Origin of the sequence: Streptosporangium sp. NPDC050284, assembly GCF_044459525.1 — a bacterium.
GTDB lineage: Bacteria > Actinomycetota > Actinomycetes > Streptosporangiales > Streptosporangiaceae > Streptosporangium.
The window spans coordinates 159,332-171,429 of record NZ_JBITIZ010000013.1 but is presented as its reverse complement, the minus strand read 5'-3'; the positions used below and the strand labels follow the sequence as shown (position 1 = coordinate 171,429).

The 12,098-nt window shown below is 70.5% G+C and carries 12 protein-coding genes and 1 pseudogene; 4 read left to right on the top strand and 9 right to left on the bottom strand.

Features of this window, described 5'->3' with window-relative positions; translation table 11 throughout:
* The first annotated feature begins 514 nt into the window (after positions 1 to 514).
* Entirely contained in the window at positions 515 to 1,315 is an 801-nt protein-coding gene (locus ACIBH4_RS28265; RefSeq protein WP_362765959.1) for a cellulose binding domain-containing protein, read from the top strand.
* A 78-nt stretch (positions 1,316 to 1,393) separates the two neighbouring features.
* Here ACIBH4_RS28265 and ACIBH4_RS28260 read toward each other — a convergent pair whose 3' ends face one another.
* Together ACIBH4_RS28260 and ACIBH4_RS28255 are read right to left on the bottom strand one after the other, a co-directional pair.
* On the bottom strand, positions 1,394 to 1,867 hold the full coding sequence (locus ACIBH4_RS28260) for a hypothetical protein (RefSeq protein ID WP_362515662.1): 474 nt from the start codon (positions 1,865 to 1,867) through the stop codon (positions 1,394 to 1,396).
* Between the two features lie 271 nt (positions 1,868 to 2,138).
* Positions 2,139 to 3,116, bottom strand: coding sequence for a tyrosine-type recombinase/integrase (locus ACIBH4_RS28255; RefSeq protein WP_362515659.1), 978 nt, complete (start codon positions 3,114 to 3,116; stop codon positions 2,139 to 2,141).
* Positions 3,117 to 3,242: 126 nt separating this feature from the next.
* Here ACIBH4_RS28255 and ACIBH4_RS28250 point away from each other — a divergent pair, with 126 nt between their 5' ends.
* Together ACIBH4_RS28250 and ACIBH4_RS28245 are read left to right on the top strand one after the other, a co-directional pair.
* Positions 3,243 to 4,040 carry a GNAT family N-acetyltransferase gene (locus ACIBH4_RS28250; RefSeq protein ID WP_362515656.1) on the top strand — a complete coding sequence of 266 codons (798 nt, stop codon included), beginning with the start codon at positions 3,243 to 3,245 and terminating at the stop codon, positions 4,038 to 4,040.
* A 116-nt stretch (positions 4,041 to 4,156) separates the two neighbouring features.
* The gene (locus ACIBH4_RS28245; RefSeq protein WP_362765956.1) at positions 4,157 to 5,269 is read left to right on the top strand and encodes a winged helix DNA-binding domain-containing protein; all 1,113 of its coding nucleotides are present in this window, start codon (positions 4,157 to 4,159) and stop codon (positions 5,267 to 5,269) included.
* Between the two features lie 168 nt (positions 5,270 to 5,437).
* Here ACIBH4_RS28245 and ACIBH4_RS28240 read toward each other — a convergent pair whose 3' ends face one another.
* The gene (locus tag ACIBH4_RS28240; protein ID WP_362765953.1) at positions 5,438 to 6,004 is read right to left on the bottom strand and encodes a TetR/AcrR family transcriptional regulator; all 567 of its coding nucleotides are present in this window, start codon (positions 6,002 to 6,004) and stop codon (positions 5,438 to 5,440) included.
* Positions 5,997 to 6,842, bottom strand: coding sequence for an alpha/beta hydrolase (locus ACIBH4_RS28235; RefSeq protein ID WP_362515646.1), 846 nt, complete (start codon positions 6,840 to 6,842; stop codon positions 5,997 to 5,999). Before ACIBH4_RS28235 ends, ACIBH4_RS28240 begins: the two co-directional genes overlap by 8 nt.
* A 118-nt stretch (positions 6,843 to 6,960) precedes the next feature.
* On the opposite strand from ACIBH4_RS28235, the gene ACIBH4_RS28230 reads away from it, so the two are divergent.
* Positions 6,961 to 7,605 (top strand): LysE family translocator, encoded by a 645-nt coding sequence (locus ACIBH4_RS28230; protein ID WP_362515642.1) that lies wholly within the window; start codon positions 6,961 to 6,963, stop codon positions 7,603 to 7,605.
* A gap of 14 nt (positions 7,606 to 7,619) precedes the next feature.
* Here the strand turns inward: ACIBH4_RS28230 and ACIBH4_RS28225 are convergent, their stop codons facing one another.
* The 5 genes and pseudogenes from ACIBH4_RS28225 to ACIBH4_RS28205 all read right to left on the bottom strand — a co-directional run bounded on the left by ACIBH4_RS28225 (position 7,620) and on the right by ACIBH4_RS28205 (position 11,938).
* Positions 7,620 to 8,201: a DUF4865 family protein gene (locus ACIBH4_RS28225; RefSeq protein WP_362515892.1), complete on the bottom strand. Its 582-nt coding sequence runs from the start codon at positions 8,199 to 8,201 to the stop codon at positions 7,620 to 7,622.
* A gap of 52 nt (positions 8,202 to 8,253) precedes the next feature.
* On the bottom strand, positions 8,254 to 8,625 hold the full coding sequence (locus ACIBH4_RS28220; protein ID WP_362515639.1) for a VOC family protein: 372 nt from the start codon (positions 8,623 to 8,625) through the stop codon (positions 8,254 to 8,256).
* A 195-nt stretch (positions 8,626 to 8,820) separates the two neighbouring features.
* The gene (locus ACIBH4_RS28215; RefSeq protein WP_399173154.1) at positions 8,821 to 10,023 is read right to left on the bottom strand and encodes a cellulase family glycosylhydrolase; all 1,203 of its coding nucleotides are present in this window, start codon (positions 10,021 to 10,023) and stop codon (positions 8,821 to 8,823) included.
* A 51-nt stretch (positions 10,024 to 10,074) separates the two neighbouring features.
* A pseudogene (locus ACIBH4_RS28210) lies at positions 10,075 to 10,440 on the bottom strand (cellulose binding domain-containing protein); the annotation flags it as partial.
* A 271-nt stretch (positions 10,441 to 10,711) separates the two neighbouring features.
* Positions 10,712 to 11,938 (bottom strand): hypothetical protein, encoded by a 1,227-nt coding sequence (locus tag ACIBH4_RS28205; protein ID WP_362515632.1) that lies wholly within the window; start codon positions 11,936 to 11,938, stop codon positions 10,712 to 10,714.
* Positions 11,939 to 12,098: the final 160 nt, after the last annotated feature.

The window sequence follows — 12,098 nt, the reverse complement described above, 5'->3', positions numbered from 1 at the left end:
GGTATTCCGTGAAGGCGGTAATTTGCGGCCCGGGGGACACAAACCACATCGGCACGATCACTCTAACCGACGTCTGCCGCTGGTTATTCCGCTTTGAGGCCACCGGCGTGTCCAGCGCGGTCGCGGGACCCGAAGATCCGCAGGTCACAGCTCTTCGATGCTCTTCCGGAGAACCGTCGGCCGAGCCCGCCGTCACCCGTGTTCGGCGGGTTTTCACCGGTGGGCGGGCGGCGAGCACCGCCTCGGCGGTACGAAGCCGCGAGACGTCCCTTATTCGCGGGACGTGAATCTTTCACCCGCTTCCGCCTGCTGTCCCCAACTGGACAACGGGTGTGAGGGCGGCGTTTCCCGAGCTCTCGAAGGCCCTTCCCCAGGCCTCACACGGACGCGGGGAGGCGATGACCGTAGGGACGATGACGGTATCTGTACATCCTCCGGAAACCGTCCGAACCTGGAACCGCCGACGGGGGCGGGCGGCAGTCAACGGGGTGCCTCAACAGGAGGAGAATCATTCGTGAGACTTGGTAAGGGCTCGTCAAAGAACAGGGTTCTGGCGTCGGCCGCGGCCACCGTGCTCCTCGCGGCCGGGGCCGTCATGGGCGGAACGGCCACCTCCGCCGCCGCGGCGGCCGGTTGCGCGGTGACCTATACCTCGCACAGCTGGGGCACCTCGTCGGGCGGCTTCACCGCCTTCATCGACATCACCAACACCGGAGACCCGATCTCGGGCTGGGCGCTGACGTTCACGTTCCCGAGCACCCAGCGGATCACCAGTGGCTTCAGCGCGCAGTGGAGCCAGAGCGGCCAGCAGGTCACCGCCGGAAACCCCGCGTGGGGCGGATCGCTCGGCTCCGGAAAGACCTTCGGCATCGGCTTCAACGGAACCTGGACCGGCGGCAACCCGCCGCCGACGGACTTCGCCCTCAACGGCGTGCCGTGCACGGTCAGGCTGGTGCCGAGTCCCGCCCCCTCACCCAGCCCCTCGCCCTCCCCCCCGCGGCTGCGGATCCTCCTCTCCCCCTCCAAAATCACGGTGCCCGAGGGCGGCACGGCCAGCGTCCAGGTACGGCTCAGCCAGCAGCCCCCGGGCAACGTCATCGTGGGCAGCGCGCGGGTCTCCGGCGACACGGACCTGTCCGCCGGACCGCCGCTGACCTTCACCCCGGACAACTGGGACGTCCCTCAGCCTCTCACCGTGACGGCGGCCGAGGACGACGACGCGGTGAACGGCCTGGCGACGTTCGACTCCCGCAGCAGCCAGATCACCGGCAGCAGCGCCTTCCTGTGGACCGCCGTCGAGCAGGACAACGACTAGCGCACTCGCCGCCCACGGCGCCGCACCGCCGGAGCGGGGTGGTCCTTCCCCGGCCGGACGGCCTGCAGGCCACCCCGCTCAGACGGGGGCGCTCAGGGACGGCACCGCCTCGGGCAGGGGGTCCACGGCCGCCTCCGATCCCACGAGGATGGCCGAACGGGGGGTGCGCTCGCGCACGTCCTCGCTGCGGATCGCCATCACGGCGGGCGGGCTGCCCAGGTCGCCGTACCGGACGGCGACGGCTGCGGTGATCGCCCGGCCCGCGTCGGCGACCGTCTCCCTCGCCGAACCGGGTGGGTGCGCCACCGACAGATGGCCCAGCAGCGCCGCGAACCGCAACTCCTCGGCCGCCGCGCGGGAAAGCCCGTCGTCGGACGGCGGCAGCGGCCGGTCCAGCCAGAACACCCCGCCACGCAGGAGCGCGGGGTATGTCACCTCGTCCCGCTGGAGCGTGAGCACGGAATCAGCCAGCAGGCGCCCGAACTCCTTCAGGTCGGTATCGGGCGGCAGATCGGTCGTGACCAGCAGCGAAACCCGCAGTGCGTCCACCATGAGCGGCTATCCCTCCTTGAGGTGGCTCATAGTAGGGGTCGCCACCGACAGTTATGGCGCGCCCGGTGAAACGTGTCGGGATCAGATCTCGGCCACGATGCCGCGAGAGGGGGCGTCGGCGGCGGCCGTGCGGGTCCCCGGACGGATGCGGACCGGTCTTCGACCGGCCCTCGACCGGGCGAGGGCCGGTGCGGGCCGGCTTTCGCCCGGTCCACGGCCGAGGGCCGGATGAGAGTGGGGCCATCCTCCGGAGGCGGACCTTCGCCGGTGGTCAGAGGGGCTTGGGCGCGGGAAGGGTGATCCTGTCTACGGCCTCGCGGCGGCGCCGTTCCGGGCGACGGTCGTAGCGCGCGGTGGTGGCGGGGGAGGAGTGGCCGACGAGGGCCTGCGCGGTGGCCAGGTCCACCCCGGCGTCGAGCAACTCGCCGATGAAGGTGCGCCGGAAGTCGTGCGGGGTGCGCGCCGAGGCCCCCGCCTCGGCCAGGCGTCTGGCCAGGATGTCGGCGACGGCCTGCCCTGTCATGGGGGCGGGCCCGCCGTTCCTGACCCGCAGTCGCCCGAGCCTGCTGATGGGGCAGAACAGGGCGCCGGCGGGGCGGCCTCGCACCGCGAGCCAGCGTTCCATCCTGGCGAGGGCCTCGGTGGTCAGGTAGACCAACCGCTCCTTGTCGCGCTTGCCGCGTACCCGCAGCGAGCGCGACCCGGGATCGTAGTCGGCGAGCGCGAGCCCGGCGATCTCGGCGCGGCGGCAGCCGGTGGAGTAGAGCGCCGCGAGCAGGGCGGCGTCGCGGACCCCCGCCGGTGAGTCGTCGCGGTCGCACGCGGCGAGCGCGGCGCCCACCACCTCGGGCGGCACGTGCAGGCCCGCGGGCAGGCGGGTGTGCTCGACGGTCGGCAGGTCGGCGGCGCGCTGGTACTCCTCGGCGGTCATCAGGCCGAGCCGCCAGGCCTCGCGCAGCACCCTGCGCAGCGCGACCAGGTGCTTGTTGACGTACGACGGAGACCAGCCGCGCTCCGTCATCAGGGCGCGGATGCGCACGGTGTGCTCGTAGCGCAGCAGGTGCCAGGGCTGACCGGCGCCCGAGGAGACCTCGTCGCCGGAGACGAGCGCGGCGAGCCTGTCGAGGCAGCCGCGCATGGTGCGGCGGGACTCCGGGCTGGTCAGCGAGTCGAGATACACCCGATAGGGATCTCGCGCGGGCTCGATGGACGGGCCGGGCGAGGCGGGGACGGCTGGCACGCTCACCATGCGGATCCTAGCGGCCGCCTGTGGGAATCTACGCTGTAAAGGAGCCAGGATGAGGCAGAAAGCCCCAGACCGTGTCCAGGCCCATGGGCATGTCGGAGGCGATGAGTGTGTGGTTGGCTGTTCGCAATGAACATTTCATCACGGGCTTCCGCCTATCTCAGGGCGTACGACGAGCAGTTGCGGGCCAGGCCGATGCCGGGTCGCACTGCCGAGCGGATCGGGCCGCTGCTGAGGACCGTGTCGAACGGTCATGGCCAGGGTTTCCTGACATATCGGGACCTGGGTGGTCTGGCGGGCGCCGAACTCGACGCCTTCATCGTGGGTCAGCGGGACTTCTTCACCCGGGTCGGACGCGAGGTCGAGTGGAAGTACCACGGCTACGACCTGCCCGCGGACCTGCCCGAGCGGCTCGCGGCGGCCGGATTCGAGCCGGGGGAACGGGAGACGGTGTTCGTCGGCGAGGCCGGTGAGCTGGCCGACACCAAGGCGGCGCCCGTGGGGATACGGCTGCGCGAGGTGACGGGGCGGGACGATCTGGAGCGCATCCGCGAGTTGGAGGAGACGGTCTGGGACGCCGATCACAGCTGGCTGCCCGGCATGCTGGAGCGCGACCTCGCCGGGCCCGGGGATCCGTGCGCGGTGGTGATCGCCGAGGCGGACGGGCAGGTGGTGTGTGCGGCGTGGGCGCGCTTTCACGAGGGCACCGACTTCGTCTCGCTCTGGGGCGGTTCGACCCTGAAGGAGTGGCGGGGCAGGGGGGTTTACGGGGCGATGGTGTCCTACCGGGCGGAGTTGGCGGCGGGGCGGGGCTTCCGCCTGGTGCAGGTGGACGCTTCCGACGACAACCGCCCGATCCTCGCCAGGCTGGGCCTGGAGGCGATCACGACGGTGACACCGTACGTGTGGGTGCCACCGACCCTCTGATCACCCGGGATGTTTTGTCGGACGCCGGCGATATCCTGGCGCGGATCCGCGAACGGACATCACGGGTCGCCGGGCCCCGGGGCCGCGACATCGTGACGCGTCACGAGAGGACACGCATGCCCGAGGTGCTCAGCCGGCGCGCGCTCAACCGGGCCACGCTGGAGCGGCAGCTGCTGCTGGCTCGTGCGGAGCTGTCCGCGCTGGAGGCGGTCCGGCATCTGTACGGCATGCAGGCCCAGGCGCCGAATCCTCCCTACATCGGGTTGTGGACCCGCCTGTCGGGGTTCGCCCACGACGATCTCGCCCGGCTGATCAACGAGCGCCTGGTGGTGCGGCTGTCGCTCATGCGCTCCACCATCCACCTGGTCACCGCCGACGACTGCCTGGTGTTGCGCCCGCTGCTCGGCCCCATGTTGGCGCGGGGCCTGCGCGGTCCCGCGCACGGCAGGGGCCTGGCGGGGGTGGACCTGGACGAGCTCGCCGCCGTGGGGCGGAAGCTGGTGGAGGAGCGCCCCCTCACCTTCCGCGAGCTCGGTGCGCTCCTGCGGGAGCGGTGGCCGGAGGCTCCCGCCTCCGACCTGGCCGCCGGGGTGCGCAACACGCTGGCTCTGGTCCAGGTCCCGCCGAGGGGGATCTGGGGTGTGGGCGGGCAGGCCGCCCACACCACCGCCGAGGCGTGGCTGGGCCGTTCCCAGGACGAGCGGCCCAGCCGTGTATCCGCGGAGGAGGCGATTCGCCGTTACCTCGCCGCCTACGGTCCCGCCACGGTGATGGACGTCCAGCAGTGGTCGGGCATGACCCGCCTGCGGGAGATCGTCCGGGGGATGGGCCTGCGGACCTTCGCGACCGAGGACGGCGCGGAGTTGTTCGACCTGCCGGAGGCGTCGCGCCCGGACCCCGGGACTCCCGCCCCGGTGCGCTACCTGCCGGAGTTCGACAACACGCTGCTGTCGTTCGCCCAGCGGACCAGGACCCGTATCACGGAGGAGGAGTACCGCAGGCAGATCTTCACCGTGAACGGCATCATCAAGGCGACGGTGCTGGTCGACGGTTTCGTACGGGGCATGTGGAAGGTGACGCGAAAACGGGGCGAGGCGATCCTGGAGGTCGAGCTCTTCGCGCCGGTGAGCGAGGGGGAGCGGGCGGACCTGGAGGTGGAGGGGGCACGCATGCTCGACTTCGTCGCCCCCGAGGCGACGTCCCGCGACATCCGCTTCCTCGAAGCCTGAGCCCGTCGTTCCCACGACGGCCGGAGTGGGAGGCGTCACTTCCGCGGGGCGGAGGTCCAGGTGGTGTGGGTTTCCGTGCGACCGGAGCGGGGGCGCTTCCGCGGGGCCGAGGCCCGGGGCATCGTTCTTCGCGCGGCCGGAGCGGGTCATGGCGGCCTCGCGCGGCGTTCAGGGCGTGGGCGGCCGGGGCAGGCCCGAGACGACCATGGCGATCAGCGTCTCGTAGCTGGTGTCCAGGTTCTCTCCCAGGCCGAAACCGCCGGCGGCCTCGATGGAGGCGAAGCCGTGCACGGCCGCGCGGAGGCAGCGGGTGGCGTGGATCGCCTCCGTCCCTTCCAGGCCGTAGCCGCGCAGCACGGCGAGGATCACCTCCATCAGGCGGGTCCCCGTGTCGACCAGTTCGGGATCGATCAGCGGGTTGTCGGGGAAGGCCGCGTAGCGGTGCGGGAAGTCGACCACGTAACTCCGCCAGGCGCGCATCAGGGCCGCCGTCGCCTCGTCGCGACTCCGGCCCATGGCCGCCGTGCCGAGCCTCGCCGTCATGTCGTCCATCACGCGCAGGCCGACGAGCTTGCGCAGCTCGGGCAGGCCCCGGACGTGCTTGTAGAGCGAGGGGGCGGCCACTCCCGTGCGGGCGGCCACCGCGGCGAGCGTCAGCGCACCGGGCCCCTCCTCGTCGATCAGGGCCAGCGCCGCGTCCACCACCGCACCGGAGGTCAGGCCGGCCCTAGGCACGGACCGCTCCGGTCAGGAAACCCGCCAGGGCGGCGAAGGTGGCCTCGGGCATCTCGGCGTGCGGGTAGTGGCCGGCGCCCTCGATCATCGCGACCTTGGCGGTGGCGGCGTACGGCCGCAGCACCTCCTTCGCCAGGTGTGCCTCGGCGGCGGGGTCGGGGAAGTCGGGATCCTTCGATCCCATGACGATCAGCACCGGGCAGGTCATGCGGGGGGCGCAGTCGGTCCAGTGGCCCTCGGAGGGGGCGACCACCCCCGAGACGGCGGCCATCCTGCCGGGCTCGCGCAGCGTGGCCCTCAGTTCGCGCAGGTAGCCGGAGAAGTCGGCGGGCCTGGCCGTGGGATAGAGCGAGCGGTAGTACATCCCCCACAGAAGCGGGCTCGCCATGACGAGGTCCTTCACCAGCCGCAGTATCAGGCTGAGCTGCGGCTGCCCGACGAAGGGCGCGAGCATGGCCACGGCGCTCACCTCGCCCTCGGCGGCGGTCGCCGTGGTCCACGCCGCCGCTCCCGCGCTGGAGGAGCTGCCGACCAGGACGGCGGGGCCGCCCAGGTGGCGAATCAGGGCCAGCAGGTCGGCGCCGACCGACTGGGGGCTGTAGTCGGGCCAGCCCGTGCTGGACTCGCCGTGGCCGCGCACGTCGACCGCGGCGACCCGGTAACCCATCTCCGCCAGCCGGGGCGCCAGGAACCGGAACGCCCCGCGGGTGTCGCCCATGCCGTGCGCGCACACCACCAGCGGCCCGTCCTGTGGCCCGCTGACCTCGTACGCCAGCCGTCCGCCTGCCACGTCCAGGAACTCCGTGCCCACCGCGTCCACTCTTTTGTTATTCGTCATAGCTTTTAAGCTATTGCTAATAGCTTTGTGCGTCAAGGTTGAGCCAGCAACGTCTTCTTGATGCCAATCGCGGGAATTGGCCATTCTTTTGGCGGAGAAGGTGCTCGATGATGTGGTCATGATCTCTGTCAGTGCTCTCGCGGGCATCGCCGCGGTCGCCCTCGGCCTGGTGCTCACCCCCGGCCCCAACATGATCTATCTGGTGTCGCGGTCGGTGACGCAGGGGCGCCTGGCCGGAATGATCTCGCTGGCGGGTGTCGCGGCGGGCTTCCTGGTCTACCTGCTCGCGGCGGCGGCCGGGATCGCCGCGATCTTCGCGATGGTGCCCGCCGTCTACGTCGGGATCAAGCTCGCGGGCGCCGCGTACCTGCTGTGGCTGGCCTGGAGGACGATCCGGCCCGGCGCCCGGCCGGTCTTCGCGCCCGGTGCCCTTCCCGCGGACCCGCCGCGACGACTGTTCTCCATGGGGCTGGTCACCAACCTGCTCAACCCCAAGATCGCCATCCTGTACGTGTCGCTGCTGCCGCAGTTCGTCGATCCCACCCGGGGGGACCCCGGCACGCAGAGCCTGCTGCTGGGGGCCACCCAGATCGTCGTCGCCCTCTCGGTCAACACGCTGATCGTGCTGACCGCGGGTTCGGTCGCGACCTTTCTCGGCGGGCGGCCCACCTGGATGCGCGTGCAGCGCTACCTGATGGGCGCCGTGCTCGGCGGGCTCGCCCTGCGCATCGCCACCGACCGCTCACCCGCCGGGGTCGCGTAGGCGCTCGTCCCCGCCTACCAGTGGCGGCCCGTCGCGATGTCGCCCAGGTGTGGCGTTGAGAGGTGCAGCACTCGATAGGCGGTCCCTTCCTCGTCGGCGGCGACCTCGTGTTCCCACAGCGTGAAGCGCACCAGTTCCCAGTGCCGGGGATCGACGGCGAGGGCCGCGGAGTGCACGCCCGCCATGCCGGAGTATCGGCGCAGCTCGGCCAGTGCCCGTTCGACCGCGGTGGCGGGGTCCGTGTCGGCGGGGATCGGGTCGGTGCGGCGCGAGGCCGCGCGGGGAACGGTCTCCGACGAAAGCCCCCGCTCGTAGCCGGCGCCGGTCCAGTGCCGGATCACGGGCCTGCCGAAGTCTCGCACGATGTTCTGGAAACCGCCTCCGCCCCATAGGAAGCCGTTCATACCGGTGAGGGAACTCCACAGGTAGAAGGGTGAGTACTGGTTGACCGTGGAACCGTCGACGCCTCGCTCCCTGACCAGGTACGCCTTGAGCCCCAGCCCGGCGTAACCGTCGAGTGCGTGCCCTCTGGTCGCCACCCGCTCACGGATGATCCCCATGTCGTAGTCGGCGGGCAGCCCGATCTCGTACTGCATGGCGTGCACGAAGGAAGTCCCCCTGGTGATGGAAGAATGCGGTTTTCGTCGCTCAGCCGTGACTGAGGTCGATGACGCAGAAGAGATTGCCCTCGGGGTCGGCGAGGACCACGAAGTCGGGGTCGTCCGGGTAGAGGTCCCAGGCGACCCGTTCGGCGCCCAGTGACACCAGCCGCTCCACCTCGACGGCCTGCTCGGCGGCGTCGGAGGCGAACAGGTCGAGGTGCGTCCGAGGATGCTTTCGAACCGGCGTCCGCGTCACGTCGAGCGCCAGTGGGACGCCGGTCCCCTTCGTCGGCTCGATCACGGTCCAGTCGTCCCCGGCCTGGCCTTCGCGGGGCACGTAGCCCAGCGCCCGCGTCCAGAACCCGACGGCGCGGTCCATGTCGGTGACGCCCAGCACCACCTGCCCGATCCTCAGCATCCCCCAATGCTGGCAGGAAACCCTCGCCGGTGGAAAACCGATATCCCGTGGTCGTTGCCGGTGTTCTCCGGCGTCGGGCTTCTGATCCGCCCTGACGGTTACATCGTCCGGAGTACTTCGGATGAGGGGGTCGGCTCAGGTGCCGACCCCCTTCGATCATCTGGGTTCCCGCGGGTTCTTTCTGGTCCCGTCCTGTCAGAAGTCGTCGGCGGTGCGCATCCGGTCACGGATCCAGACGCCGGCCTCCTTCAGTGGCGCGGTGCCGGTCCACGGGCCTCCGGCGTCGCACGTACCGGTCTTGAAGACCGCGCCGGAGCGGTGGTCGTCGGAGAAGTTCCAGTTCACCCAACTGATCTTCTTGCTCGCCATGAGGTCGAGGTAGCGCTGGGACATGGTGAAGTCGTTGGTGTCCTCCCCGGCGTAGTTCTGCGTGCCGAACTCGGTGACGAACATGGGGATGCGGTCGGCCGCACGGGAGAGCGTGTTGAGGTACTCGGTGCCGTGCGAGGCCGCGTAGAAGTGGAAGGTGTACATGATGTTCGTGGCGTTGACCGGGTTGCCCGTCACCTCGGTCTCCGAAGCGCCCTCGGACACCCCGAGCGACGACCAGGCGCGGGTGCCGACGAGGACGATCCCGTCGGGGTCCTGCGCCCGGATCACCGGGATGATCTGCTCGGCGTAGCTCTTGATGGCGCCCCAGCTCACGCCGTTCGGCTCGTTGGCGACCTCGTAGATGACGTTCGGCTTGGCGGCGTGCCGCTGGGCGATCTCGGTGAAGAAGGTCCTGGCTCGGGCGAGGTTGTAGTTGGGGTCTCCGGGAGTGAGTATGTGCCAGTCCACGATGACGTACATGCCCTGCGCGCTGACCTGCTCGATGAGCGTGTGCGCGAGGTCGGTGAACGCCCGCGGGTTCGTCTCGTAGCCGTCCTCCTGCACGTACGTGGACAGGCGGACGACGTCGGCCTTCCAGTCGGTCGCCAGCGCGGTCAGCGAGCCGGTCGTGACGCACTGGCGGTACCACTGCAGGCCGTGGGTGCTCATGCCGCGCAGCTGGATCTGCTTGCCGTTCTTGTTGCACAGTTTGGTGCCGCAGACGCGCAGTTGCCCGTTGGCCGCGACCGGCGTGCCGCCACCGCCGCTCGCCTGGGTCGTCGCCGTGACGGACGCGCTCCTCGCCGACTCGTTGTTCGCGGCGTCGCGGGCGGTGACGGTGTAGGTGTGGGTCGTCGAGGCGGCCAGTCCGGAGATCGTGGCGGTCGTGCCGGTCACGGTGGCGACCACGGCGGAGCCCTCGTAGACCCGGTAGTCCTTGACCGTGCCGCTGTTGTCGGTCGAGGCGTTCCAGGCCAGGCTGATGGAGCCGGAGGTCGTGCCGGTGCTGCGCGGGGAGGACGGCACGCTCGGCGGCGTGGTGTCGCCGGGGTTCTGCCCGCCGCCGCAGGGGGCGCCGTTGAGCGTGCAGTTGACCGGTGAGCCGGAACCGGAGGCGATGAAGCCGAAGGTGGTGCTCGCCCCGGGGGCGAGGGTGCCGTTGTACTCCCGGTTCTTGAAGGTGTACCGGCTGCCGCTGCTGGTCATCAGGGAGTCCCAGTACGTTCCGAGACTCGTGCCCGACGGGAGGTCGAAGGAGACCGTCCAGCCGTTCAGCGTGGCGGTCCCGGTGTTCTTGACCGTGTACTGACCGCTGTAGCCGCTGCCCCAATCCTGCGCCTTGGTGAACGTCGCGGTGTCCGCGTGGGCGACGGAGGGGACGATCAGGGTGAACAGTAACGTCAGTAGCCCGGTCAGCACCAGGGCTGGGGTGGTGCGCCGCATCATCGCTCCTTGCGTGGGGGGACAGGGGCAGATCATGGCTCTTTATTAGGAAAGTTTCCTAACGTGACACGTGACGTTAGGTGGACGGAGCCTGTCATGCAAGACCTGGGTCCCCATTCCCCGCGGGGAAATTTAATCGACGGGACACTTTCCCGCTGTTTTCCCAGGGCTGAATCGCCCGCCCCGCACGCCGCGCGCCGGAGGCGGCCGCCGGCGCGTCCGCGCACGGCTTCGCGTCCGCGCACGGCTTCGCTCCCGGACCGGACGCCGGTCAGCCGAGCGGGCCCGGCCCCTGCCCGATGATCCGCTCTCCGAGCCTGGTGACGAGCTGGGCGCGTGCGTGGGAGGGAAGGGTGCAGCCGTGCGCGACAAGGGTGTCGAGCGCGGGCAGGTCGAGGAGCACGCTCCAGTCCTGGACGTCGTCGCAGTAGGAGACGTCGAGGTGGCGGAGGTCCTTCAGCGCCTGGAGCGGAGCCAGCGACCGCACGGGCGTGTTCCTGATCGACAGGTGCTCCAGGGTGCGGAGGCCCTCGATGCCGTCCAGGCCGGTCAGCGGTGTGTGCTCCAGATCCAGCCGGGTCAGAGAGGTGAGGGCCGAGATGTCCTCGGGGATGCGGTGCAGGCGGCTGCCTGACAGGTCGAGCTCCTCCACCCCGGTGGGCGCGGCCAGGGCCGAGAGAAGGAGCGCCGGGGGCGGGAGTATCACCGGCCGGGGCTGGGCGAGCACCGGTGAGCGCCCGGCGGCCGCCTCCTGCAGCACGCGCCACCCGTCCACCGGCGCGCCGTGCCCGCCGAGACGGACATACCCCGAGGGCAGCCACGGCGCGAGCCGCTCGGCCACGATGTCGGCACGGTCACCGGCACCGATGACTCCGGCCCGCAGCAGGCCGTAGTGCTCGTACGCGTGCTCGGCGGGAACGAACAGGTCCGTCACGATGTCCCCGCCCACGACGAGGACCCCGTCGTTGCCCGAACAGAAGATCACTCCCGCCGCGACCGTGCCGAGCACCAGGTGGTCGGCCGCGCTGTGGATCGCGCGGGCACGCAGGTCGCCGGTGACCGCGAGGTAGCTCTCCGAGGCGTCGCCGTCGTCGAGAAGCCCTTCCACCGCCAGTCCGCCGATCACGATCAGCGGAGCCTTCACGTCGAGCCCGCCGGGAACGTACGTGTCGCCGAACCAGATCGTGGCCCGGTGCACGATCCACCCCGACTCCGTTCGCTCCGCCCCGTCGGGGAAGACCGAGGGCGTCTCGCCGGGAAACGCCAGCGACCACGCCTGCGCGAACAGCAGACCGTAGACGGGAGGCATGATGTGGTGCGGCCACTCTTTGGCCTGGGCCGGTCGACGTAACCAAGATCCGATCGGGTGCAACTCCTCCGTGAGGTCGCCGAAATAGTTCAGTGCCTCCGCGCCGGCCCCGGCCTGTTGCCGAAGCACCTTCAACGCGTCACCGAGACGCTCCGACGCCCCGGAGAAATGCTCACCCGTCAGATCCATGTCACATACCGTACTCATCACCACGAATTCTGATGGCCGTTCGGGTGACGCTCCCGGATGACGGGCGTGTCGGAAACCACGGGGCGCGACCGTGCGGTGACGAAGGGCAAAGTGGATCTTCGCTGGGACCTCGGGTACCGTGCCCGGGGCCCCTGAGCGC

Excerpts from the sequence above, each read along its gene's own strand:
- ACIBH4_RS28235 (WP_362515646.1), bottom strand. The coding sequence starts at position 6,842 with ATGACGAATAACAAAAGAGTGGACGCGGTGGGCACGGAGTTCCTGGAC.
- ACIBH4_RS28255 (WP_362515659.1), bottom strand. The coding sequence starts at position 3,116 with ATGGTGAGCGTGCCAGCCGTCCCCGCCTCGCCCGGCCCGTCCATCGAG.
- ACIBH4_RS28205 (WP_362515632.1), bottom strand. The coding sequence starts at position 11,938 with ATGGATCTGACGGGTGAGCATTTCTCCGGGGCGTCGGAGCGTCTCGGT.
- ACIBH4_RS28220 (WP_362515639.1), bottom strand. The coding sequence starts at position 8,625 with ATGCTGAGGATCGGGCAGGTGGTGCTGGGCGTCACCGACATGGACCGC.
- ACIBH4_RS28250 (WP_362515656.1), top strand. The coding sequence starts at position 3,243 with ATGAACATTTCATCACGGGCTTCCGCCTATCTCAGGGCGTACGACGAG.
- ACIBH4_RS28260 (WP_362515662.1), bottom strand. The coding sequence starts at position 1,867 with ATGGTGGACGCACTGCGGGTTTCGCTGCTGGTCACGACCGATCTGCCG.
- ACIBH4_RS28230 (WP_362515642.1), top strand. The coding sequence starts at position 6,961 with ATGATCTCTGTCAGTGCTCTCGCGGGCATCGCCGCGGTCGCCCTCGGC.
- ACIBH4_RS28245 (WP_362765956.1), top strand. The coding sequence starts at position 4,157 with ATGCCCGAGGTGCTCAGCCGGCGCGCGCTCAACCGGGCCACGCTGGAG.
- ACIBH4_RS28225 (WP_362515892.1), bottom strand. The coding sequence starts at position 8,201 with ATGCAGTACGAGATCGGGCTGCCCGCCGACTACGACATGGGGATCATC.